Raw genomic sequence first — 23,219 nt, 5'->3', positions numbered from 1 at the left:
CGCGCCCCTTCCGCTCGCCCGCTCCGGAGCGTACTCCGCGGGCGGGCGGCGCCGCCCCGCGCGCACACCGTATTCATATACTTGACTACGTTAATTAAATCTCGCTACGATCTCCGGGAGCGCTCCCGAAAGGACGTTGCGATATGGATGTCAAACGAAGCAGGCGGCTGGCCCTCACCACCGCCGCGGTCGCGGCCCTCGGCGCAGGCGCGCTGACGATCGCCACCGCCAACCAGGCCCAGGCCGAGGACGGCTGCGAAGTCGAGTACAAGGTCGTCAGTAGCTGGGGCAGCGGGTTCCAGGCGAACGTCGCCGTCACCGCCGCCGAACCGATCGACGGCTGGGAGATCACCTGGGACTTCCCGGCCGGAACCACCGTCTCCAGCGCCTGGAACGTCGACTGGAACCAGTCCGGCACCGGTTTCAGCGGCGCCGACGTCGGCTGGAACGCGCAGATCGGCTCCGGCCAGACCCGCGAGGTCTTCGGCTTCATCGGCTCCGGCAGCACCGCCGCACCGCAGGGCATCGCTGTCAACGGCGATCTCTGCGACGGCCAGTCCGAACCCACCGGCGGACCCACCGACCCGACCGCGACACCCACCGTCGACCCGCCCGGCGAGCCCGTCACGATCATGCCCCTCGGCGACTCCATCACCGGCAGCCCCGGCTGCTGGCGCGGCAACCTCTGGGACCTCCTCGACCAGGCCGGCCACGAGGTCGACTTCGTCGGCTCCCTCTCCCAGGCCTGCAACCCGGCCGGCTCCGACCCCGACCACGAGGGTCACGGCGGCTTCCTGGTCACCCAGTCGGTGAACAACGGCAGCGTGCGCGGCTGGCTGGAGCAGCACACCCCCGACGTGCTCATGATGCACTTCGCCACGAACGACGTCTGGTCGGCGATCCCGCCCTCGCAGATCCTCGCGGCCTACACGCAGATCGTCGCCGACCTGCGCGAACTCAACCCCGACGCGGTCATCCTCGTCGCGCAGATCATCCCGCTCCACCCCGACCCGTCCTTCGGCTGCACCGACTGCCCGCAGCGCGCGATCGACTTCAACGCCACCATCCCGGGCTGGGCCGCCGGGCTCACCACGGCCGAGTCCCCGATCGTCGTGGTCGACCAGTGGACCGGCTTCGACCCCGCCGTCGACACCTACGACGGCGTCCACCCCGACGAGGACGGGTACGTCAAACTCGCCGCCAACTGGTTCGAGGCCCTCGACCCGATCCTGTCCTAGCCCCACGGCCCGGCACCGCCGCCGGGCGCCGAGCAGGGCGCCCGGCGGATGCTTTCGCGTTCCGCCTGGGTACGGCACGCCCTCGTTCTACCGTTGACGCATGGCGCCGCTCACCCGGCGGGTGAGCGGCGCTGACGTTTCGTGGCGGTCACTGGCTTTCGCAAGCGATCCCGTCACTGTCGCCGTCCAGGTGCTCTGCGTACCGATCGTCGGTCGCGGGGATGTCGTTCGCCCCGTCAGCGCGAGCCTCGGTGCAGTTGTCGTACTGGGAATCCTGAGGAGCCTGGCCCGATCCCTCGGAGTCCTGCCCGGTTCCGGTCCAGTTCTCGCATCCGACGCCATCGTTGTCGGCGTCCAGGTGCTCGCCGAACCCGTGTTCGCTTTCGAGGACGGGAGCCGCTCCCGCATCGCGAGCCGCGTCGCAGTTCTCGTACTCGAAGTTCGGATCCGACTCTGCGGCCGATTGTTCGTCGGTGTCGTCCATCGACGTTTCGCCGGAGGCGCCGTCGTCCGACTCCTCCATCATCGCTTCCTCGTCTAGCGGCTGGAAGTCGACCAGTTCGAAGTCGCGGGCGACTTCCCGGTCTTGCGTTCGTTCTCCGCCTGCGGGCGAAGCCGCGATGACACCCAGGGCGAGCGTCATGACCCCCGCTGCTTCGAGCAGCACTCGAGGCAGTAGACGATTGCGGTGAGGTTGCGTTTCGTGCCGTCTGTTGTGGACTGACGGCGAGGACGGTGATCGCATCACTACCTCCAATAGCATCGCTTTCGTGCTATTCGACGACCCCTCTGGGGCCTCCCTCGAAGGATAGGTCGGCGACTGCGGTCGAGCACGCAAGATTCGAAATCGAAGTGCGGGCCCCCTGGTCGCGAAGGGCGATCGGGTGCGGCCCGGCTGTTTTCGGCACGGGACGACCATGCCGAAAACAGCCAAAGCGCGCTGGGCTGGAGAGGCGCTTTAGAGCACCACGCCCTCGATCTCGAAGGTCTGCACCGTGTTCGCCGGGAACGCCCGCGAGAAACGCTTGGAGGCGACCTGCGTGTCCGTGTACCGCGCGTACCGCTCGGAGCCGCCGGTCTGGGTCGACCAGCGGGTGACGGTTCCATTAGGGACAGTGGCGAAGCGCGAGAGGTCGTACGTGATCGTTTGTGCCGTGCCGTAGTTGGTGGTGACGAGCACGAGCCGCCGCGCGGCGGCGTCGTAGGCCGCCACCGTGTTGGCCTCGCCGCCGTCGATGATGCGCATGCCGGGGCGGATGTGGCGGGCGTACTGGGCGTACACAAAGTACTTGGCGTTCGCCGAGCCGAGCGTGCCGGTCTCGTTGTTGGCCTCGATGAGGCCCCAGCCGCCGCCGTCGAGGACCTGCCAGTAGCACCACGCGGTCGGGTGCAGCCAGCGGAAGTCGAGGTTCAGGTTGCGCGCCAAGCGCATGCCGGTGGCGTCGCTCTCGCCGTACTCGGAGTTCCAGAGCTTCTTCCCTGCGGCGCTGACGGCGTTGTACACCGAGTCGCGGCGGCCGTTCTCGTACTGGTAGCCGTGGACGTTGACCTTGGTGATCTTGCCCTTCGCGGAGGCCGTGAGCCCGTTCCAGGTGCTCACGGCCTGGTCGTACAGGGACTCGTCGGAGGCGGTGATCGGCATCCACGAGAGGCCGCGCGCATCGAGCTCGGCCCGCAGATGGTCGATGACGATCGACTGGGTCGCGACGTTGAAGTGGCAGCCCTCCTGGGTGCCGGTGGCGGTCCACCAGTTCGCGATGGGCTCGTTGAAGGGGTCCACGTAGTCGAAGTCGACGCCCCAGTTGTCGTGGGCGTACTTCGCGATGGTGGCCATGTAGACGGCGTGCTGCCGCCGGTTCCAGGACTGGAGGTTGTCGGCGTTCCCGTCAGCGCCGCCGGAGGGGTTGTGGTTCACGCACATCCACCACATCGGCGAGTTCGAGAACAGCTCGAAGATGTTCGCGCCGCGGTCGCGGGCCTTCCACACGAGGTTGCGCTGGGCGCTGTCTACGAACCAGTTCCAGCTCGCGGACGCCGGGTCGCTGGAGTTCCAGTCGAGCCAGTAGCCGTCGATCTGGCGCGAGCGCATCATGTTGGGCGAGACGACCATCGACTCGCCGTTGATCGAGTTGGTGGAGCACGCGCCCGCGTTGTAGCGCACGATGTTGAGGCCCAGGCCCGGCAGGTTCGCGCCGCCGAAGGCCACTGTGTTGCGGGTGAACATGATGTCCGCGAGGTCGTTGCGGTTGCCGAAGGCCTTGCCCCACCAGGCCAGCGAAGTGCCCCAGCCTTCCCAGGTGCCCCAGTTCGTCGTCGGCACCGGGGTGGTCGTGTAGTCGGCCTGCGCCGAGGACGCGACGGCCCCCGAAGCGACGGCGCCGACTCCGGCGGCGGTGATGAGTGTGCGGCGACGCATGCGGGCCTCCATTGGCTCGGGCGGTGAGAGAACCCGATGATCGCACCCGCAATCGAGAAAGTCAACTCCTTCGATAAAGCATGAGAAGAAGTGGAACCCTAGCGCACGGACGCGATCGGATCGACGAATGTAAATTCGAATCCAGGCGCTCGCGGTCCGGTCCCGGCAGAGCCGCCACCCGCGACGCGCACAACGGTAGGGTGGGGCCGTCAGCGACCGAAAGGGGTTTCACGTGAGCGTCAGCGTGCTGTTCATCGGCGGTACCGGCCGCATCTCCACCTCCTGCGTGCGCGAGGCCGTGCGCCAGGGCATGGACGTCACCGTCCTCAACCGCGGCCGCACCGCCGAGCGCACCCTCCCCGCCGAAGTCGCCATCCTCACCGGCGACGCCAACGACCCCGCCTCCGTCCGCGAAGCCCTCGCCGACCGCACCTTCGACGCCGTCGTCAACTGGGTCAACTTCACCCCCGCGCAGGTCGAGCGCGACATCGAGCTCTACGCCGACCGCACCGGCCAGTACCTCTTCATCAGCTCCGCCAGCGCCTACCAGACCCCGCCCGCGTCCCTGCCCGTCACCGAGTCCACCCCGCTGCGCAACCCCTACTGGCAGTACTCCCGCGACAAGATCGCCTGCGAGGACCTGCTCGTCGCCGCCTACCGCGACACCGGCTTCCCCGCCACGATCATCCGCCCCTCCCACACCTACGACGAGACCATGCTGCCCTTCGACGGCGGCTGGACCGTGGTCGAGCGCATGCGCCAGGGCAAGCCCGTCATCGTCCACGGCGACGGCACCTCGCTGTGGACCATCACCCACGCCCGCGACTTCGCCGTCGGCTTCACCGGCCTCCTCGGCCGCGACGACGCGATCGGCGAGGCCTTCCACATCACCGGCGACGAGGCCCCCACCTGGAACCAGATCTTCGGCTGGGTCGCCGAAGCCGCCGGCGCCGAACCCCGCCTCGTGCACGTCCCCAGCGACGCCATCGCCGCCGCCGACCCCCACTGGGGCGCCGGCCTCCTCGGCGACAAGGCCCACTCCATGGTCTTCGACAACGCCAAGGTCAAGCGCCTCGTGCCCCAGTTCGGCCTCGGCGCCACCCCCTACAAGCTCGGCGCCCGCGAAGTGATCGAGTGGTACGACGCGCACCCCGAGCACCAGACCGTCGACGCCGAAGCCGACAGGACCATGGACTGGCTCGCCGACCGCTACACCCCCAAGGCGATGTAGCGACTAGTCGCCCGCCAGCTCCCAGCCGTCCGGCACCAGGTCCGCGTCCTCGCACAGGAGGGCGCGGCCCTCCTTCACCCGCACCTTGTCGACGTACACGCCGCGCCCCTGGTACGCCGGGTCGCTCGTGTACCGCCACCGCACCCGCGCCGTCCGGTCCGGCAGTACCGCCTCCGCCTGGATCCACTGCCGCCCCGCGAACCCCGAGAACACGCCCTCGGTCCGCCAGCAGTGGTCCTCCGTGCGCAGCGACAGCGGCACCGCCGTCCACGTCGCGCCGTCGGCGCTCGCCTCCAGCACCGCCTCGTCAGTCGCCTCGGTGTCGTACCACAGCGCGAACGACGCCTTCGCCCCCGAAGTCGCGCGCGGCAGCACCGCCGTCAGCGTCGCGGTCACCGCATCCGCCTGCCCCGCATACCAGGCCGTGCGCCCGGTCTTCGGCTTCACCGGCACCGCCCGGCCCATCGGGCGGCTCGCCGCCCGCCGGTACGCGCTCGCCGTGCCCCAGTTCCGCGTCGGGTGGACCCGGTTCGTCAGCAGCACCAGCATCGTCCCCGCCAGCGGGTCGAGCACGAGCGACGTGCCCGTGTACCCGGTGTGCCCCACCGTGACCGGCGAGCTCATCGCGTCCATGTACCAGCGCTGGCCGAGCTGCCAGCCGAGGCCGCGCGCGGCGCTGTCGCCCATGCCGGCGTTCATGTCGGTGAAGACGAGCCGCGCGGTGTTCTGGGTGAGGACCTCGGCGCCGCCGTAGCGGCCGCCGTTGAGGATCATCTGCCCGAAGACCGCGAGGTCCCAGGCGGTGGCGAAGACGCCGGCGTGCCCGGCGACGCCGCCGAACGCCCACGCGTTCTCGTCGTGCGCCTCGCCGTGGACCATGCCGCGGCCGGTCCAGGGCTGGTACTCGGTGGCGGCGGTCCGCGCCCGGTCGGCCGGGTTGTACCCGGTGTCCTTGAGCCCCAAGGGTTCGCAGATGAGCTCGTTGACGAGCGCGTCGAGGGGCTTCTCGGCCACGATCTCGAGGATCTTGCCGAGCACGATGAGGTTGAGGTCGGAGTACTCGTAGCCGCTGCCGGGCGGGCGGCGCAGCGGCCGCGCGTAGATCGCCTCCATGCGCGCCTGCTCGTCGGGCAGGCTGTACAGGTTGATGAAGGCGATCATCCCGGAGGTGTGGGAGAGCAGGTGCCCCAGGGTGATCGGGGTCTTCTGCGGGTCGAGCGCGTCGAAGTCGGGCAGGTACTCCACGACGGGCAGTTTGAGGTCGATGAGGCCCTCGTCCATGAGCGCGCCGGTGACGGTGGCGGTGAACAGCTTCGAGATCGACGCGAGGTCGTAGACCGTGCCGGTCTCGGCGGGCAGCCACTCGGCGGGCGGCAGCTCGATCGCCGTCTTCGCCGCCTCGTCCCAGCCGGAGTAGCGCAGCCGGTGCCCGCCGGCCGCGTGCTCGACGACCACGCCGTCACGCGCGGCGAGCACGGTGTAGCCGGGGAACGCGGGCGCCGGCCCCGACATGAACGACTCGAGGCCGGGGGTGATTCGGGCGATGTGGGCGGTGGTGAGGCGGGCGTCGCCGCACGAGCCGTACCGCAGCTGAGCAGGGTTTTCAGGGAACGTCACGTCGTAGGGGCCGGCCGTTGGCGGGCCGGTGAGTTCGGGCATGGAGGGGATCTCCTCGGCGTTGGCGCGGGAGGCCAGCGCGAGCGCCAGCGCCGCCCCCGCCGCGCCCCCGAGCATGGTTCGACGCTGCATTCGTGTCTCCTGGTTATCGTGCCATCACTAAGCGGTGCGGCGATAGAGCAAATACGACTCTCTTTGCTCGGAAAACGCATCCAATTCCTCGGCCCACAGCGTCGTCACCTCGTCGACGTCGGCGCCCGCCTCGATCGCCAGGCGCACGGCCTGGTTCCCTGTCAGCTTGTCCAGCCAGAACGAGGTCGTGTCCTGCGAGCGCCACCCGTACTGCGGGAAGGCCCGCCGCTGCGCGATGATCATCGCCAGCGCCGTCCGGATCGGGTCGAAATCCCTCCTGGAGGTCACCTGCAGCTCGACGCCGCCGCAGACCTTGCCCGCCCACTTCGAGAACGTAGGCGTGAAGTACGCCTCGCGGAACCGGGCGCCCGGGAGGCCTTGCACCGCCTCGGCCCAGGCGTGGTCGATCCCGGGAGCGCCGAGCAGTTCGAACGGCTTGGTCGTGCCGCGCCCCTCCGAGAGCGCGGTCGCCTCGAACAGGCACGTCCCCGGGTAGGCGAGCGCCGTGGCCGCGGTGGGCATGTTGGGGGACGGCGGCACCCACGGCAGGCCGGTCTCCTCGAAGTGCATGTCCCGCTTCCAGCCGCGCATCTTCACGACGGTGAGGTCCGCCGGGGTCGCGACGAACTCGCCGTTGAACAGGGACGCGAGTTCGCCCACGGTCATGCCGTGCCGCTGCGCGATCGGCTTGAGCCCCACGAACGTGGCGTGCTCGGGGTGGAGGACCGGCCCGCTCGCCTCCCGGCCGGTGACCGGGTTCGGCCGGTCGAGCACGACGAACCGCAGTCCGAGCTGCCCGGCCGCCTCGAGCGCGAGGTACATGGTCCAGATGTAGGTGTAGAACCGCGAGCCGACGTCCTGGATGTCGAAGACCAGCGTCTCGACACCGGCCTCGGCCAGCAGCGCTGCCATCTGGTCCTTGTTGTTGTAGGCGTTGTAGACCGGGATGCCGGTCTTCGGGTCGAGGAAGAAGTCCTCGCCCTCGCCGGCCTGGGAGACCCCGCGGAAGCCGTGCTCGGGTCCGAACACGGCCACGAGGTCCACTCGGCCGCTGGCGTGCATGAGGTCCACTTCGTGGCTCAGGTCGGGGAGCACGCCGGTGGGGTTGGAGACGACGCCGACCTTCTGGCCGGCGAGTGCGGCGAAGCCGTCCTCGGCGAGCACTTCGATGCCGGTGCGGACCCGCCTGCCGCCCGCGGCGGCCGGGACGGCGGCGGTGGTCGCGAGCGCGGCCCCGGCCAGTGCGCTCCCCAGGAGCCTCCTGCGCTGCATGACGATCCCCTTCACTAGTACGAGAGGCCGTGGCCGAAGGCGAACAGGACCGATTCGGGGTCGTCCGCGCGCGGGATGTCGACGGGCAGCCGCCCTTGCGGGTCGAGGTGGCCGAGGACGGCGGCGACGGCCGATTCGAGCCCGTCGGCCGAGTACGAGTAGGTCGCCAGGTAGGCGTTGACGTCCTCGGTGAGGTGCGCGATGTCGTACGGGTTGCGGACCCCGAGCGCCACGACCGGCACGCCGGTGGCGGCGAGCGCCTTGACGAGCGCGACCTGGCCGGGGTTGTCGCCGACCCCGTTGGTGCTCACCACGATGAACGCCTTCCCGTCGGCCGCGGCGACGGCCGTGTCGATCTGCGCCTGGGTCGGGGCGATGCCGGTGACGACGCGGGTGGGGGAGAAGCCGCGCTCGGCGAACTCGGCGGTGAGCACGTTGGTGGTGGTCTCGCCCCAGCCGGTGACGAGGAGCGCGCCGCCGTCGGTGGGGATCGGCAGCGTCCCGTCGTTGGTGACGAGGGTCGTGGTCCGGTCCGAGAGCGCTTGGGCCGCTTCGAGGTGCGCGGGGACGCCCACGATGGAGGCGACCTCGCCGGGGTCGGCGTAGGGGTCGTCGTAGAGCCCGAGCCGGTACTTGAGGCCGAGGATGCGTGTCACGGACTCGTCGATGCGGGCCTCGGTGAGCTCGCCGGAGGCGACGGCGGCGAGGACCGCGTTGTAGGCCAGGTCGAGGTCGACGGGCATGAGCAGCATGTCGATCCCGGCGAGGAGGGCGAGAACGGGGATGCGGTCGTCGCCGTAGCCTTCGCGCACGCCTTCCATGGCGAGGGAGTCGGTGACGATGACGCCCTCGTAGCCCAGCTCCTCGCGCAGCAGTCCGGTGAGGATCGGCTTGGAGAGGGTGGCGGGCGTCAGTGTCGGGTCGAGGGCGGGGAACTGGATGTGGGCGCTCATGATCGCGCCGACCCCGGACTCGACGGCGGCGCGGAACGGCGGCGCGTCGATCGCCTGCCACTCCTCGTAGGTGTGGTCGATCCGCGGCAGGTCGGTGTGGCTGTCGTCCTCGGTGTCGCCGTGCCCGGGGAAGTGCTTCACCGTCGCGGCGAGGTCGCCGCGCGCCTGGTAGCCCTCGACCTGGGCGGCGGCGAATCCGGCGACGTGCTCGGCGTCGGACCCGAAGGAGCGCACGCCGATCACCGGGTTCGCCGGGTTGACGTTGACGTCCGCGTCCGGCGCGAAGTTCAGGTTGAGGCCCATGGCGCGCAGCTCGGTGCCGCTGATGACGGCCGCGTCGTAGGCGGCCGCGTTGTCGTGGGTCGCGCCGAGCGCCATCGCGCCGGGCAGCTGCGTCGCGGGCGCGGTGATCCGCACGACCAGGCCGTGCTCCTGGTCGGTGGCGATGAGCAGCGGCTCGCCGCCGTCCGCTGTAGACGCGGCCTGGAGGCCGTTGGAGAGGCCCGTGATCTGGGCGGGGTTCGCGACGTTGTTCGACCAGGTGAAGTAGATGATGCCGCCCACTTTGTAGGCGGCGATGAGCTCGGCGGCGTTGTCCACGCCGTGCGTCTCCTGGTTCTTGGCGACGTCGGCGGCGTCCGTGGTGTCGGCGGTGCGCCCGTACGCGTACACCGTGAACAGCTGGCCCACTTTCTCTTCGAGGCTCATGGCCTTCAAGCGGCGCTTGACGAACCGCTTCTCTCCCTTGTCGCCGTGGGCTTGGGCGGCGCTCGCGGTGGCGGCGGCCGCGGCGGCGCCGAGGGCGGCTGCGAGCACGGTCCGGCGGGGATGCGTCATGGGCTCCTCCAGGTGGGGCGGGTCCTTTTTTGACCTACTTGACCCGATCGGCTCATCCTGGCAGAAAACTTCACGTGAAGGCAAGACTACGGAAAGAATTTTCAAAAGTGTTCAGTCGAGGGCAGGCTCCGCGAAGTGGAGGGTCCCGGCATCGGCGTCCAAGGTCGCCCTGAGCCCCAACGGGATCGACAGCGAACCGGCGCAGTGCCCGAACCCGAACTCCTCGACCACCGGGAGGTGCAGTCCCGCGAAGCGGTCGCGAAGGACCGCGCGGACCTCCTCGTACGGCCCGCAGTCGGCCCACGAGCCGAGCAGGACTCCGCCGATGTCGTCCAGGTACCCGGTCCGTTCGAGCTGGGTCAGCGCCCGGTCGATCCGGTAGGGCGCTTCGCCGACGTCCTCGAGGAGCAGCAGGCCGCCGCCCACGTCCTGCCGGTGGTGGTACGTCCCGGCCTCGGCGGCCAGGAGCGTCAGCGTGCCCCCGAAGGTGATCCCGGTGGCCGTGCCGCCCCGCAGCGGCTTCGCTGTGGGCGACACGATCCGCTGCACCCGTTCGGGTTCGAACAGTGTCGCCCGCAGGTGCTCCCGCATTGCCGCGTCCGATGCGAACAGCGACCAGCTCGGCATCGGCCCGTGAATGGAGGCGACGCCGAGTTCGAGGGCGATCGCCTCGTGCATCGCGGTCATGTCGCTGAAGCCCACGAACGCCTTCGGTTCGGCCGAGGCCAGCGCGGCCCAGTCGACGAGCTCGACCATCCGCTGCGAGCCGTACCCGCCGCGCGCGGCGACCACGGCCGCGAAGGACGGGTCCAGCCAGGCCTTCGCGAAGTCCGCGGCCCGGTCGGCGTCTGCGCCGGCCAGGAACCCGGTGCTCGCGTCCGCATGGGGCATGAGGACCGGCTCCAGGCCCCAGCTCCGCAGGACCGCGAGCCCGGCGTCCAGCGCGCCCTCGGGGTACGGGCTCGCGGGGGAGACGATCGCGACCCGGTCGCCCGGGACGAGCCGCCTCGGACGGCGCAGCGGCTTGAGGCTCAAGGCTTCAGCTCCAGTTCGAAGTCCGGGCCGGGGAACGCGAAGACCCGCGCGTACAGGGCGTGTTCGGCGAGCACCGCGTCGATGACCGTGGCGTCTCGGCGGAAGCCGTGCTGCTCGCCCTCGTACGTGCGGTAGGCGTGCGGCACGCCCCGGCCCTCGACCGCCCGGAGCAGCCGCTCGGCCTGCTCGGGCGGGCAGATCTCGTCGTCCAGGCCCTGCAGCAGCAGGAACGGGACCTCGATGCGGTCGGCGTGGTGCACCGGCGAGCGCAGGAATGAGCGCTCCTCGAGCACGTCCGGCCCGCCCACGAGCGAGTACACGTACTGCGACTCGAAGTCGTGCGTGCCGTTCCCGGTCCAGCCGGAGAGGTCGAGGATCGGGTACTTCACCACCGCGCACGCGTAGACCCCCTGGGCCGCAGGGGAGGTGAGCGACGCGGCGGCGGTCCAGCCGCCCGCGCTGCCGCCCCGGATCGCGATCCGCGCGGGATCGGCGGTGCCCTCGGCGGCCAGCGCCCGCGCGACGGCCGCGCAGTCCTCCACGTCCACCTCGCCCCAGCGTTCGCGCAGCCGCTCCCGGTACTCGCGGCCGTAGCCGGTGGAGCCGCCGTAGTTGACCTCGACGACGCCGATGCCGCGCGAGGTGAAGTAGGCCAGCTCCATGTCGAGCACCGCCCGCACATGGCTGGTCGGCCCGCCGTGGACCCACACCGCAAAGGGCGGCAGTTCGCCTTCCGGCCCTTCGTAGTCGGGGTTGCGGGGCGGGTAGACGTGCGCGTGGATCTCGCGCCCGCCCGGCCCGGTGAACGTCCGGTCCTCGGGGACCGGATAGTACGCCCGGTCCACGATGTCCTCATTCGCGGCGGCGATGACCCGCGCCGTGCCGTTCACCGCGTCGACCTCGACCACCTCGTAGCCGGTGTGCGGGGTCGCGGCCAGGCCGTACACGCGGTCGCCGACCGCGGCTATCCCCGGCGCCCACTCGGTCCAAGCCCCGTCGACGAGGTTCATCTTCCGGTCCCACGCGTCGAACACGCCCAGCCGGCCCTCGCCCTTGCCGTGCACGGCCGCGATGTCGCCGCTGGCGAGGATCTGGAACCAGCGCTTGCCCAGGTCCCACATCGGCCCCGCGAACTCCGCCTCGGCCTCGTGGACCGTGCCGGACTCGCCGGTGAACGGGTCGATCCAGTGCAGGTTCCACCAGCCGGTGCGGTCCCCGGTGAACACGAGCGTGCCGTCGCGCGACCACTCCGCCTGCGCGATCGCCTCGCCCTCGCCCCCGGCGACCGTGCGGACCTCCGCCAGCGACCCGTCCCCGGTGACCTCCGCGACCCGCAGTTCCGTCTCGTCCCAAGGCATGTGCGGGTGGTTCCAGGCGATCCACGCGACCGAGCCGCCGTCCGGACTGAGCTTGGGGCCGGTGAGGAACCGGTACGCGTCGTCGGTCAGCTCCCGCACCGCCGCCGCTTCGCCGCGGCCGGTCAGGCCCACGGCGGCGAGCACCCGCCGCACGTCGGTCGGCTCCGGCCCGGTGTGCTGCTCCATGACAGCCCACGCCTCGAACCGCTCGAGGTCGATCACCGGATCGGACCAGCGCAGCCCCCCGGGCCGCTCGGGCGCGGGCGAGACCGGCCGTGGCTCGCCGCCCCTGTCGGGCTCGAACACGTACAGGCGCTGGTCGTCGAAGTTCGTGAAGACCACGATCGGCGAGCCGTCCTCGAGGATCGCGCCCGCCCACGGCCGCCCGCCGTACTCGTGGACCCGGTTGCGCACGTTCCACGGCGGGGGCAGGACCGACACGGCGGTCCCGTCCTCGGTGCGGCGCATCAGCGCCCGCCGCCCGCCCTCGTCGGGGCGCGGCTCGGTCCACCACAGCTCGCCGCCGACCGCGCCGAGGTGCCCCGGCCGCCCTTCGGCGGCCGCGACCATCTGCACGGTGATCGGGGATTCCCAAGCGCCGTAAGGGGACTGCTTGCTCATGAGCGACCTTTCTCAGGCGTTGCGCAGGAAGTCGTCCAGGACCTTGAGCCCGAACCGCAGGCCCTCGACCGGGACCCGCTCGTCGACGCCGTGCGCGAGCCGACCGTACCCGAGCTCCGCGGTCTGGCCGAGCGGGGAGAACCCGTACCCGGTGATGCCCAGCTGCGCGAACTGCTTCGCATCGGTCCCGCCGGACATGCAGAACGGCACCGGGAGCCCCTCGGGGTCGAACTTCCGCACCGCCGCGCGCATCGCGGCGAACGTCGGGGAGTCGACCGGCGCGGCGAGCGGCTGCGTGCGGTGCTGGTACTCCCAGCGCACGTCGGGTCCGCACAGCTCGTCCATGGTCGCCTCGAACTCGGCCTCGCCGCCGGGCAGCACCCGGCCGTCCACTTCGGCATAGGCGTGCTCGGGGATCACGTTGACCTTGTACCCGGCCCGCAGCACGGTCGGGTTCGCGCTGTTGCGCAGCGTCGACTCGACCAACTGCGCGGCCGGGCCGAGCTTCGCGAGGAGCCCGTCCACGTCGTCGAGGTCCGGTTCGGCGCCGTACACCGCGGCCAGCTCGGTGAGCGCCGCCCGCACCGTGGGCGTCAACCGCAGCGGCCACTCGTGCGCGCCGATCCGCGCGACCGCGGCCGCCAGCTTCGCGACCGCGTTGTCCGGGTTGGCCTTCGAGCCGTGCCCGGCCGTGCCCCCGGCGGTCAGCCGCAGCCACGCCGTGCCCCGCTCGCCCGCCGCGATCGGGTAGAGCCGCAGCCCGTTCCCGCCGTGGAACGTGAACCCGCCCGACTCAGAGACGCCCTCGGTGCAGCCCGCGAACAGCTCCGCGTGCGCGTCCGCGAGGTACCCCGCCCCGTACTCGGCGCTGGCCTCCTCGTCGGCGGTGAACGCCACGACGATCGGCCGCCGCGGCTCGACCCCGGCCTTCGCCCACGCGCGCACGGCCGCGAGGACCATCGCGTTCATGCTCTTCATGTCGATCGCGCCCCGGCCCCAGAGCATCCCGTCGCGGACCTCCCCGGAGAACGGGTGCACGCTCCAGTCAGCGGCCTCGGCCGGGACCACGTCCATGTGCCCGTGCACCAGCAGCGCCGGAGCCCCCGGGTCGGTTCCCTCGATACGGGCGACCACATTGGACCGGCCCGGGGCCTTCTCCAGGATCTGCGACTCGACGCCGACCTCGGCCAGCTTCGCGGCCGCGTACTCGGCGGCCTCGCGCTCGTTCCCGTCCCCGCCACCGTGATTGGTGGTGTCGATCCGGATCAGCTCCGACGTGAACCTCACGACCTCGTCGAGCGCCTCCTCGCCGATCGGCTCACCCATATTGCTCCTCCATCGCCGCCGAGGCGATCGTCGTGACGGCCTTGAAGCACCGGATGGCCTCGTACATCGTGGGCAGTTCGAAGCCGACCCGCCGCTCACCGCACCGCTCCACGCCCGGGATGACCGTGACGGCCGCGGCCAGGTGCTCGGCGTCGAACTCGACCTCGATCCGGTGCGGCTCGACCACGGCCTCGCGCCGCCCGGCCAGCGCCACCGCCTCAGCCGCGCCCTTGCGGATCGCGCGTACCGCCCACTTCGGAGTCCGGCACGCCGCCGCATACCGCGAGATGCAGTCCTTCACCGCGATGCCGACCGCCTTGGGCGCGTACCCGTGCGCGTCCTCGATCGTCTTGTCGTCGCCGGTCACCATGATCACCGGCACCCCGAACTCGGCCGCCACGGCCGCGTTCAACCGGCCCTCGCTCGCGCGCACACCGTCGAGCCACACGCCCGTGATCGTGTTCGCCAGGTAGGTGTGCGCGAGCACGCCCTCCAGGCCCGCCCCGGCGTGGTAGCCGAGGAACACCACCGCGTCCGCGTCCCGCACGCCCTCTATCATGGACAGGTCCTTGTGCCGGCCGCTGATCACCGTCACCGGCCACTCGAACCGCTCGGGCATGAGGTTCCGCATCGACCAGTGCGCGTCGTTGACCACGACCTCCCGCGCCCCGCCCCGGTGCAGCCCCTCCACGGCGGCGTTCACCTCGTCGGTGAACAGCGGCCGCATCCGCTCCCAGCCCGGGCCCCCGGGCAGCACGTCGTCGGGACAGGTGACGCCCGTGGCGCCCTCCATGTCGGCGCTGATCAGAATCCTCACACTTCGATCCTCGCATCCGCGTGCGACGAGCGGTCGAGATGGCACGCGACCAGATGCGGTTTCGCCTCCGCCCCAAGGACCTCCGGGTCCTCGCCCGTGCACTGGTGCAGCACCGGCGCGGCGTTCCCTGACGCCACCTCCTGGCAGCGCGGCCGGAACCGGCACCCGCCCGGGATCTTCGACGCGTCCGGCAGCTCCCCGGCCAGCACGATCGGCTCGGCGACGGGCGAGTCCGGCAAGACCGACACCAGCGCCCGCGTATACGGATGCCTCGGAGCCGTGAGCACCTGCTCGACCGGCCCCTGCTCCACGATCCGCCCCAAGTACATGATCGCGATCCGGTCCGCGATGCTCCACGCCAGACCCAGGTCGTGCGTGATGATGAGCGACCCCAGGCCCTGCTCCTCCTTGAGCCGCAGCAGCAGCGCCAGGATCTCCCCGCGCACCGACGCGTCCAGCGAGGCGACCGGCTCGTCCGCGATGAGCAGGCTCGGCTCCAGCACCAGCGCCCCCGCGATCACCACGCGCTGGCGCTGCCCGCCCGACAGCTCGTGCGGGTACGCCAGGAAGAACTGCTCCGGCGGGCGCAGGCCCGCCCGCGACAGCGCCGCCGCCACCCGGCCCGGCTCGTCGTCACCGATCCCGTGGATCCGCAGCCCCTCGGCCACCGCGTCGTACACCGTGTGCCGCGGGTTCAGCGCGCCCGTCGGGTCCTGCAGCACCAGCTGCACCCGCCGCCGGTACGCCTTCAACGCCCGCGACGAGTACCGCAGCGGCACCCCGTCGAACGCGACCGTGCCTCCGGTCGCGCGCTCCAGACCCAGCAGGGTCCGCGCCAACGTCGTCTTGCCGCAACCGGACTCGCCCGCCAGCGCCACGATCTCGCCCGGCGCCACGTCCAGGTCCACCCCGTCCACGGCCCGCGCGACCCGCCCGCCCGGCAGCCCGAACTCGACCCGCAGCCCCCGGGCCGTCAACGCCCTCTCCTCAACCGACAACGGGCATCCCTTCCTGCGCGACGAAACAAGCGCTCACCCGCGCCGCACCCACCTCGAGCAGCTCCGGCGACTCGGCGCCGCACCGCTCCACCGCCACCGCGCAGCGCGGCCGGAACGAGCACCCCTCCGGCAGCCGCAGCGGATCCGGCGGATCGCCCGCCAGCCCGCCCGGGTGCATCCGCGCCGCCGGGTCCCCGATCACCGGGAACGCCGCCCCCAGCGCCGCCGAATACGGGTGCCGCGCCTGCGCGAACACCTCGTGCGCCGGGCCCTGCTCGACGATCCGGCCGGCGTACATCACCGCCGCCCGGTCGCACACCGCCGAGAGCACCGACAGGTCGTGGCTGATCATCACCAGGCCCACGCCCCGCTCCCGCACCAGATCCGAGATCAGCCGCAGCACCTGCGCCTGCACCATCACGTCCAGCGCCGTCGTCGCCTCGTCGGCGATCAACAGGTCCGGGTCGCACGCCAGCGCCATCGCGATCATCACGCGCTGCCGCTGCCCGCCCGACAGCTCGTGCGGGAAGCTCCGCGCCCGCGACGGCGGCAGCCCCACCCGCTCCAGCAGCGCCTCCGCGCGCTTCGCGGCCTGCGCCGGCGTCGTCTTCGGCTCGTGCACCAGGATCGGCTCGGCGATCTGCCTCCCGATGCGCTGCACCGCGTTCAGCGAGTGCATCGCCCCCTGGAACACGATCGACGCGCCCGTCCACCGCACCGCCCGCAGCCGCCCCCACCCCATCGCGAGCAGGTCCTCGCCGTCGAGCAGGATCTGCCCGCTCACCTCGGCGCTCTTGGGCAGCAGCCGCAGCACCGCCATCGCCAGCGTCGATTTCCCGCACCCCGACTCCCCGGCGATCCCCAGGGTCTCGCCGGCGTCGACCGCGAGGTCCACGCCCCGCACCGCCGGGAGCCGCCCGCGCGAACCCCGGTACGTCACCCGCAGGTCCTTGAACTCCAAGAGCGTCATGACGACTCACCCCGCAGCCTCGGATTGAACACGGCCTCCAGCGCCCGGCCGCACATCATGAACGCCAGCACCACGACCAGGATCGCGATGCCCGGCGGCAGCAGGTACCACCACGCGTGCGCCGAGACCGCCCCGTTCTCCGAGGCCCGGTTGAGGATCGACCCCCACGACACCACGCCCGGGTCGCCCAGGCCCAGCCACGCCAGGGACGACTCCATGAGGATCGCCGAGGGCACGAGCAGGGTCGCGCTGGCGAGCACGAGCGGGAGCACGTTGGGGAGGATGTGCTTGGTCATCTGGTGCCAGTGGCCCGCGCCGAGCGCCTTGGCGCGCTCCAGGTACGGGCGGGACTGGACCGTGAGCGTCTGGGCGCGCACGAGCCGGGTCGTGCCGGGCCAGGAGACGAGGGCGATCACGGTGATGGTGGTGGCCATGCTGCGGCCGAGCACGGCGAGGAGCGCGATGGCCACGACCAGGCTGGGCAGCACCATGAACCAGTCGGAGAGGCGCAGCGCGACCCACCCGTACCAGCCGCCGATGTGGCCGCTGGTGACGCCGACGGCGGTGCCGATGACGATCGCGACGACGGTGGCGGTGAGTCCGATGAGGAGCGAGAGGCGCGAGCCCCAGACGGTGAGCGCGAGGATCGAGCGGCCGGTCTCGTCGGTCCCGAGCGGGTAGCCCGCGCTGGGCGGGGCCATGCGCTCGCCGGTGGCGCGGGTGACGCTGAGCGCCGACTCGTCGATGAGGACCGGCGCGGCGAGGGCGATGACCACGATGGCGCCCAAGAGGACGAGCCCCCACATGCCGGTCCTCTGGCCGCGGTAGGCGGCCCAGGACCGCTGGAAGGACTGCCGCCGCCGCGCCCATGTGAGGGCGCGCGGGGAAACGGTGGTCGTACTCGTCATGACCTGCGGATCCTGGGATCGATGAACCAGTAGAGGATTTCGGCGCACAGCACGGCGACGATGGTCGAGCTGGAGAACAGCACGAACAGGGCCTGCAGCACGGGCCGGTCGGGGTAGAAGATCGCGTTGACGAACAGGGTCCCGAGGCCGGGCCAGCTGAAGACCGTCTCGGTGACGATGGAGCCGTTCACGACCGAGCCGAGCGCGAGGAACACCAGCGTCACGGTGGGCAGCAGCGCGTTCGGCACGGCGTGCTTCTGGCGAACCTCGTCGTCGCGCAGGCCCTTGGCGCGCGCGGTCGTGAGGTAGTCGCTCCCGATCTCGTCCAGGATGGACGAGCGCATGATCATGAGGTACCCGGCGTAGACCACGGCCGTGTAGGTGAGCACGGGCAGCACGAGGTGGTGGCCGATGTCGACGGCCTGCGACCAGAAGTCGGGCGGCGTGCTCGGCGAGCGCATCCCGTTGACGGGGAACAGCCCCAGGTACCGCGCGAAGACCAGGATCACGATCATGCCGAGCCAGAACGTGGGCGCCGAGTAGAGCACGAGCCCGGTGGCGACCTGGCCCTTGTCGAACCGGCTGCCCTGCTTCCAACCCGAGCGCGTGCCGATCCAGAATCCGAGCAGGACCGCCAGGACCATGCCGGTGCCCGAGAGCAGGAGCGTGGCGGGCAGGCGCTCGACGATGAGGTCGAAGATCGGCCGCCGGTACTGGAAGGACTCGCCGAGGTCCATGGTGAGCGTGCCGGTGATGTAGTCCCAGAACTGCTGCCACAGCGGCCGGTCGAGGCCGAGTTCGGCCCGCATCGCCGCCCGCTGCTCGGGCGAGACCGGCCGCTCCTTCGTGAGCTGGTCGATCGGGTCCCCGGCGATGAGCCGGAAGATGAAGAACGACGAGAACAGCACCAGCAGCAGCGACACGGCCGCGCCGCTCACGTGCTTGAGCAGGTACCGCCCGAACCCTGTTGAACTGCGCCTTTCGACAGCGCGGGCGGCACGCCCCGCGGACGGCGCCTCGGTGGAGGCGCCGTCCGCGGGTGGGAGCGGGTCGGTCATTCGCGCTCGTCGGCCGTCTGCTTGCGCCGCATCACGAAGAACACCGCGGCGGCCGCGGCCAGCACGGCCGCCGCCGCGACCGCGATCCACACGCCCATCGGGACGCCGCCCTCTTCGTCGGCGTCGGCGGGCTGCGCCGTGTAGTACGACCAGGTGAAGCCCTGCTGGCCGGTGTACATGCCGCCGCTCGGCTGCGGGGACATGCCCGTCACGCGCTCGTGGTTGAAGGCCTCCATGACGTTCTGGTAGTACAGCCAGATCACGGGGGTGTCGGTGTAGAGCAGTTCCTGCTGGCGCTTGACGAGCTCGGCGCGGGCGGCCGGGTCGGACTCGACCTTCTGCTGCTCGTGCAACTGGTCGAACTCGGCATTGCAGTAGGAGTTCTCGCTCGAGCGCTCCGAGCCGTCCGTCAGTGTGGGCAGCACCGCGCAGGTGTGCATGCCCAGCTGCTCGGTCGGGTTGGGGCCCACGCCCCAGCCGGAGAACGCGATGTCGAACTCGCCGAGGTAGGCCAGGTCGTTCAGGGTGCCCTGCTCGATGGCCTGGGCCTCGACGGCGATGCCGAGCTCGGCCCACCACTCGGTCACGAACTCCACGATGGTGGCGTACGCGGTGTTGTCGGCGTGGTGGTAGAAGCGGAAGTTCAGCGGTTCGCCGCCGCCGGGCATCGTGCGGATGCCGTCCGCGCCGCGGGCGTACCCGGCCTCGTCGAGCAGCCGGTTCGCCTCGTCGAGGTCGAACTGCACCAAGGCGTCGCCGCCGTCCCAGTGCCACTGCTCGAAGATCGCGGGGATCAGCGAGGTGGCGGGCTTGCCGCTGCCGTCGAGCACGGTGTCCACGAGGGCCTGCTTGTCGATCGCGGTGTGCAGCGCCTGCCGCACGATCGGGTCCTTGAGCGCGGGGTGCCCGTCGCCGAACTCGGTGCCGTCCTGCGTGACGGTGCCGTGGTTGATGGTGAGCGAGACGTACCGGCGGCCCTGCACGTCGTTGGTGGTGATGTGCTCCTGGGACGCGAGCGCCCCGATCTGGGCCGGGTTCAGCGCGCCCTGCATGCCGTTGCCGACGATGTCGACCTCTTCGGCCTCGAGCGCGGCCACGGCCGCGTCGGTCTCGAGGTAGTACTGGTAGACGACCTCGTCGAAGCCGGGCGCGCCCTCCCAGTAGTCCTCATTGGCCTCGAGCCGGATGAACTCGTCGGTCCGGTACTCCACGACCTGGAACGGGCCCGAGCCCACCAGCGGCAGCTGGTTGGCGTCGTCGGCCGAGGGGTCGGGGTACTGCGACCAGATGTGCTCGGGGACGATGTAGACCTCGCGGCTGAGCACCTCGGCGGGCGCGGGCTCGGCCAGCGTGAGCACGAACGTGGTCTCGTCGGTCGCCTCGGCGCTCACCAGGTTCGCGGCGAAGTCGATGTTCCAGTCGTGGATCGCCTGGTTCTCGATGAGCAGGCCGTACGTGTAGGCCACGTCGTCGGCGGTGAGCGGCTCCCCGTCGGACCAGGTCGCGCCCTCGCGGATGGTGAACGTCCACGTCAGGCCGTCCGCGGACTCCTCCCACTCGGTCGCCAGGCCGGGTGTCGGCTCGTAGTTGTCGGCGCTCATGCGGACCAGCGTCTCGTACGTCATCATGCTGGTCTCGTAGGTGATGACGAACCGCCGCTTGAACGGGTTGAAGGTGTCGACCTCCTGGTTCGTGGCGATCCGGAGGGTGTCGACGTCCTCCTCCTGGGCGGCGGCGCCGGGCGCGGCCACCGCGAGCGCGCCGGCCGAAAGGGCCAGCGCGGCGACGGCGGAGAGGCACCGCCGCATCAGGGCATGGGGATTCATGGGGTGCAAGGTCCTCGCATTCGGTTCCAGGAGGCGGGCACGCCGCCGGTCCTCGATGTACCGACCAGAATGACGGAATACTTCTCGAGTTGTCAATGAAGTGAAGAAAGTTTTCATTGCTGCAACATCGTACGACCCCGTCGCCGCGAATCCGACGAGCGAACCCACGCTCTGAGTGCCCCGCCCGTACGAGAGTCAGAGCGTCCAGGCGCCCTTGGCGTTCAACAGGATCGAGTACACCGAGTCGGTCGCGGTGATGAAGAGCCGGTTGCGCTTGGGACCGCCGAACACGAGGTTCGAGACGGCGGGCTGGGGGATCGGCAGGGTGCCGAGGTGGGTGCCGTCGGGGTCGAAGCAGTAGACGTCGTCCGCGGCGGCCCACACCCGGCCCTGCGTGTCGACGCGCAGGCCGTCGAGCCCGCCGCCCGGCGACTTGCAGAACTCGCCGCCGCCCGAGAGCCTCCCGCCGTCCACATCGAACGCACGGATGTGCCCGCCCTGCGTGTCGGCGATGTAGAGCACGGACTCGTCAGGGGAGAAGGCGAGGCCGTTGGGGCGCTCGAAATCGTCGGCCACGAGCTCGACCGCGCCCGTGTCGGGGTCGACCCGGTAGACGTGGCAGCCGTCGATCTCCGGTTCCGCCCGGTGCCCTTCGTAGTCGCTGAGGATGCCGTAGACCGGGTCGGTGAACCAGACCGCGCCGTCGCCGGAGACGACGACGTCGTTGGGGCTGTTGAACCGCTTGCCGTTCCAGCGGTCGGCGATGACGGTGACCGATCCGTCCAGTTCGGTGCGCTCCACGCGCCGCTCGCCGTGCGAGCACGAGACGAGCCGCCCCTGCCGGTCGAGGGTGTGGCCGTTCGTGTACCCGGCGGGGGAGCGGAAGACGCTCACCGAGCCGTCGGTCTCGTCCCAGCGCAGGATCCGGTCGTTCGGGATGTCGCTGAACAGCAGATACTTCCCGGAGGGCACGTACACGGGGCCTTCGAGCCAGCGGCCGCCGGTGTGGAGGCACTCAAGGTAGCGGTCGCCCTTGATGGCGAAGCGCTCGTCGAGTTTTCGGAAACCCACCGGAGCATTGTGCATCGAAACTCCTCGATATAGCCTGATTCGTGTGAACGTGAACAGCAGCTGTTCCGGTCACCGGTTGCGGCCCTTGGGGGCCGCATTCACGTTAGCCGAAGACAAGGCGGCCGGAATGGACCGGCCGCCGCTATGAGACGGGAAACGAACATGGGACCGGCACTCCCCAAACGAAGGCGCCTGCGCGCCGCGATCGCCGCGACGGCGGCGGCCGTCGTCGGCGCGGGCGCGATGGCGTTCACGATGCAGGCGGCCGAGGCCGCCACCGCCGGATGCGATGTCGACTACCAGGTCACCGCGCAGTGGTCCGGCGGCTTCAACGCCAATGTGGAGATCACCAACCTCGGCGACACCGCGGTCGACCCGTGGAGGCTCGAATGGGACTTCCCCGGCACGCAGAAGGTGACGAACGCCTGGAACACCACCGCGACCCAGTCCGGCGCGCACGTCACGGCCGTCGGCGTCGAGTACAACAAGCGGATCGCCCCCGCCGCGACGTCGAGCTTCGGCTTCAGCGGCACCTTCACCGGCAGCGCCGACGCGGTGCCGACCTCGTTCAAGCTCAACGGGGTCGCGTGCACCGGCGACACCGGACCGTCCCCCTCGAACCCGCCCACGAACGTCACCGCCTCGCCCACCGAGGTGCCGACGGGCGGCCCGGGCCAGATCGAATGGAACCCGCCCTCGCACCTCGTCCAGCCGCTGGGCGAGGTCTGGGCGCACGTCGAGGACACCTACAACCTGAACTTCCGCAACTTCGGCTGGGACCAGATCATGGCCACCAGCGGGAAGATCAACTACTGCGTCCGCTGGGACTCGCAGAACACCGTCACCGTGCAGACCCGCGACGCGATCGAGGCGAAGCTCCAGCAGCAGTACGACGTCTGGTTCGACCAGATGGCCGGCTTCAGCGAGTTCCCCTTCGACCAGATCGACGTGAACGTGGTCGGCTGGGCCGCGCGCGACCGCAACCTCCTGCAGTGGAACGACTCCTCAGTGGACGTCTACATCGGCGACATCCGCGAGAACGCACCGCAGTGCGCCGAGACGTGCGGGCGGTTCTTCCATCAGGACGGCAACTACTCGCAGTGCCCGGGCGGCGCTTCGCGCCACTACGACCAGAGCCTGTGGCTGACCCAGGGCATGGGCGGCGGCGCGGGCGGCGACTGGGGCCAGCGCATGGGCCAGGAGTACTTCGTCAACTCGCTGAACTCCAACCAGATCACGATCTACCTGCATGAACTCGGCCATACCTTCGGCCTGGACGACTTCTACGACTGGACGCCGACGGGCCAGTGCTGCTTCATCATGAACGCCGGCTCCTCCGCGACGGTCACCGAGTTCGACGTGTGGATGCTGCGCGACTGGTGGCGTCACCTCAAGAGCCGTTACGGCTACTAGTTCCCGATTTCCCACGGCGGCGGACCTCCGGGTCCGCCGCCGTCCGCGTATCCCGAATCCCCCGAAAGGCGGACACGGTTGGTCGGCAAGGACCGATAGCGTTTAGCATTGTCGAACGGGGC

18 protein-coding genes are annotated in these 23,219 nt (G+C 70.6%); 3 read left to right on the top strand and 15 right to left on the bottom strand.

What is annotated here, in order from left to right; translation table 11 throughout:
- The first annotated feature begins 143 nt into the window (after nt 1-143).
- Entirely contained in the window at nt 144-1,238 is a 1,095-nt protein-coding gene (locus J5V16_RS08870; RefSeq protein WP_208495745.1) for a cellulose binding domain-containing protein, read from the top strand.
- A gap of 148 nt (nt 1,239-1,386) precedes the next feature.
- On the opposite strand, the gene J5V16_RS08865 is transcribed toward J5V16_RS08870, so the two are convergent.
- Together J5V16_RS08865 and J5V16_RS08860 are read right to left on the bottom strand one after the other, a co-directional pair.
- A complete protein-coding gene (locus tag J5V16_RS08865) occupies nt 1,387-1,905 on the bottom strand; it encodes an excalibur calcium-binding domain-containing protein (protein WP_208495744.1) in 519 nt (172 codons plus the stop codon).
- A 291-nt stretch (nt 1,906-2,196) separates the two neighbouring features.
- Nucleotides 2,197-3,654 (bottom strand): glycoside hydrolase, encoded by a 1,458-nt coding sequence (locus tag J5V16_RS08860; protein ID WP_208495743.1) that lies wholly within the window; start codon nt 3,652-3,654, stop codon nt 2,197-2,199.
- A gap of 232 nt (nt 3,655-3,886) precedes the next feature.
- Between J5V16_RS08860 and J5V16_RS08855 the strand changes: the two genes are divergently transcribed.
- Complete coding sequence (locus tag J5V16_RS08855; protein ID WP_208495742.1) at nt 3,887-4,885, top strand: SDR family oxidoreductase; 999 nt, start codon at nt 3,887-3,889, stop codon at nt 4,883-4,885.
- A gap of 3 nt (nt 4,886-4,888) precedes the next feature.
- On the opposite strand, the gene J5V16_RS08850 is transcribed toward J5V16_RS08855, so the two are convergent.
- The 13 genes from J5V16_RS08850 to J5V16_RS08790 all read right to left on the bottom strand — a co-directional run bounded on the left by J5V16_RS08850 (nt 4,889) and on the right by J5V16_RS08790 (nt 21,699).
- Nucleotides 4,889-6,634 carry a serine hydrolase domain-containing protein gene (locus J5V16_RS08850; RefSeq protein ID WP_208495741.1) on the bottom strand — a complete coding sequence of 582 codons (1,746 nt, stop codon included), beginning with the start codon at nt 6,632-6,634 and terminating at the stop codon, nt 4,889-4,891.
- Nucleotides 6,635-6,661: 27 nt separating this feature from the next.
- Nucleotides 6,662-7,912, bottom strand: a complete 1,251-nt coding sequence (locus J5V16_RS08845; RefSeq protein WP_408612403.1) for an exo-beta-N-acetylmuramidase NamZ family protein — start codon at nt 7,910-7,912, stop codon at nt 6,662-6,664.
- Between the two features lie 8 nt (nt 7,913-7,920).
- Nucleotides 7,921-9,696 (bottom strand): glycoside hydrolase family 3 protein, encoded by a 1,776-nt coding sequence (locus J5V16_RS08840; RefSeq protein WP_208495739.1) that lies wholly within the window; start codon nt 9,694-9,696, stop codon nt 7,921-7,923.
- A gap of 111 nt (nt 9,697-9,807) precedes the next feature.
- The gene (locus tag J5V16_RS08835) at nt 9,808-10,731 is read right to left on the bottom strand and encodes a S66 peptidase family protein (protein ID WP_243900975.1); all 924 of its coding nucleotides are present in this window, start codon (nt 10,729-10,731) and stop codon (nt 9,808-9,810) included.
- The gene (locus J5V16_RS08830; RefSeq protein ID WP_208495738.1) at nt 10,728-12,710 is read right to left on the bottom strand and encodes a S9 family peptidase; all 1,983 of its coding nucleotides are present in this window, start codon (nt 12,708-12,710) and stop codon (nt 10,728-10,730) included. The genes J5V16_RS08835 and J5V16_RS08830 overlap by 4 nt, the downstream gene beginning before the upstream one ends.
- Before the next feature lie 12 nt (nt 12,711-12,722).
- On the bottom strand, nt 12,723-14,036 hold the full coding sequence (locus tag J5V16_RS08825) for a M20/M25/M40 family metallo-hydrolase (protein ID WP_208495737.1): 1,314 nt from the start codon (nt 14,034-14,036) through the stop codon (nt 12,723-12,725).
- A complete protein-coding gene (locus J5V16_RS08820) occupies nt 14,029-14,853 on the bottom strand; it encodes a M55 family metallopeptidase (RefSeq protein ID WP_208495736.1) in 825 nt (274 codons plus the stop codon). The genes J5V16_RS08825 and J5V16_RS08820 overlap by 8 nt, the downstream gene beginning before the upstream one ends.
- Nucleotides 14,850-15,830, bottom strand: coding sequence for an ABC transporter ATP-binding protein (locus J5V16_RS08815; RefSeq protein WP_304605715.1), 981 nt, complete (start codon nt 15,828-15,830; stop codon nt 14,850-14,852). The genes J5V16_RS08820 and J5V16_RS08815 overlap by 4 nt, the downstream gene beginning before the upstream one ends.
- Before the next feature lie 10 nt (nt 15,831-15,840).
- Nucleotides 15,841-16,821, bottom strand: a complete 981-nt coding sequence (locus J5V16_RS08810) for an ABC transporter ATP-binding protein (protein WP_208495734.1) — start codon at nt 16,819-16,821, stop codon at nt 15,841-15,843.
- Complete coding sequence (locus J5V16_RS08805) at nt 16,818-17,729, bottom strand: ABC transporter permease (protein ID WP_208495733.1); 912 nt, start codon at nt 17,727-17,729, stop codon at nt 16,818-16,820. Before J5V16_RS08805 ends, J5V16_RS08810 begins: the two co-directional genes overlap by 4 nt.
- Nucleotides 17,726-18,787 carry an ABC transporter permease gene (locus J5V16_RS08800; protein WP_208495732.1) on the bottom strand — a complete coding sequence of 354 codons (1,062 nt, stop codon included), beginning with the start codon at nt 18,785-18,787 and terminating at the stop codon, nt 17,726-17,728. The genes J5V16_RS08805 and J5V16_RS08800 overlap by 4 nt, the downstream gene beginning before the upstream one ends.
- Nucleotides 18,784-20,613 (bottom strand): ABC transporter substrate-binding protein, encoded by a 1,830-nt coding sequence (locus tag J5V16_RS08795; protein WP_208495731.1) that lies wholly within the window; start codon nt 20,611-20,613, stop codon nt 18,784-18,786. Before J5V16_RS08795 ends, J5V16_RS08800 begins: the two co-directional genes overlap by 4 nt.
- Nucleotides 20,614-20,808: 195 nt before the next feature.
- Entirely contained in the window at nt 20,809-21,699 is an 891-nt protein-coding gene (locus J5V16_RS08790) for an SMP-30/gluconolactonase/LRE family protein (RefSeq protein ID WP_208495730.1), read from the bottom strand.
- Between the two features lie 147 nt (nt 21,700-21,846).
- On the opposite strand from J5V16_RS08790, the gene J5V16_RS08785 reads away from it, so the two are divergent.
- Complete coding sequence (locus J5V16_RS08785) at nt 21,847-23,097, top strand: cellulose-binding domain-containing protein (RefSeq protein ID WP_208495729.1); 1,251 nt, start codon at nt 21,847-21,849, stop codon at nt 23,095-23,097.
- Nucleotides 23,098-23,219 lie beyond the last annotated feature (122 nt).

The organism is Glycomyces niveus (genome assembly GCF_017592475.1).
Classification (GTDB): domain Bacteria; phylum Actinomycetota; class Actinomycetes; order Mycobacteriales; family Micromonosporaceae; genus Glycomyces; species Glycomyces niveus.
Note: the sequence above shows the minus strand (reverse complement) of the source record. Positions and strands in the feature narration are given on the sequence as shown.

Bases quoted from the DNA above. Each gene is read 5' to 3' on its own strand.
- J5V16_RS08800 (WP_208495732.1), bottom strand. From the start codon at position 18,787: ATGACCGACCCGCTCCCACCCGCGGACGGCGCCTCCACCGAGGCGCCG.
- J5V16_RS08810 (WP_208495734.1), bottom strand. From the start codon at position 16,821: ATGACGCTCTTGGAGTTCAAGGACCTGCGGGTGACGTACCGGGGTTCG.
- J5V16_RS08870 (WP_208495745.1), top strand. From the start codon at position 144: ATGGATGTCAAACGAAGCAGGCGGCTGGCCCTCACCACCGCCGCGGTC.
- J5V16_RS08850 (WP_208495741.1), bottom strand. From the start codon at position 6,634: ATGCAGCGTCGAACCATGCTCGGGGGCGCGGCGGGGGCGGCGCTGGCG.
- J5V16_RS08795 (WP_208495731.1), bottom strand. From the start codon at position 20,613: ATGAATCCCCATGCCCTGATGCGGCGGTGCCTCTCCGCCGTCGCCGCG.
- J5V16_RS08840 (WP_208495739.1), bottom strand. From the start codon at position 9,696: ATGACGCATCCCCGCCGGACCGTGCTCGCAGCCGCCCTCGGCGCCGCC.
- J5V16_RS08790 (WP_208495730.1), bottom strand. From the start codon at position 21,699: ATGCACAATGCTCCGGTGGGTTTCCGAAAACTCGACGAGCGCTTCGCC.
- J5V16_RS08825 (WP_208495737.1), bottom strand. From the start codon at position 14,036: ATGGGTGAGCCGATCGGCGAGGAGGCGCTCGACGAGGTCGTGAGGTTC.
- J5V16_RS08785 (WP_208495729.1), top strand. From the start codon at position 21,847: ATGGGACCGGCACTCCCCAAACGAAGGCGCCTGCGCGCCGCGATCGCC.
- J5V16_RS08830 (WP_208495738.1), bottom strand. From the start codon at position 12,710: ATGAGCAAGCAGTCCCCTTACGGCGCTTGGGAATCCCCGATCACCGTG.
- J5V16_RS08805 (WP_208495733.1), bottom strand. From the start codon at position 17,729: ATGACGAGTACGACCACCGTTTCCCCGCGCGCCCTCACATGGGCGCGG.
- J5V16_RS08860 (WP_208495743.1), bottom strand. From the start codon at position 3,654: ATGCGTCGCCGCACACTCATCACCGCCGCCGGAGTCGGCGCCGTCGCT.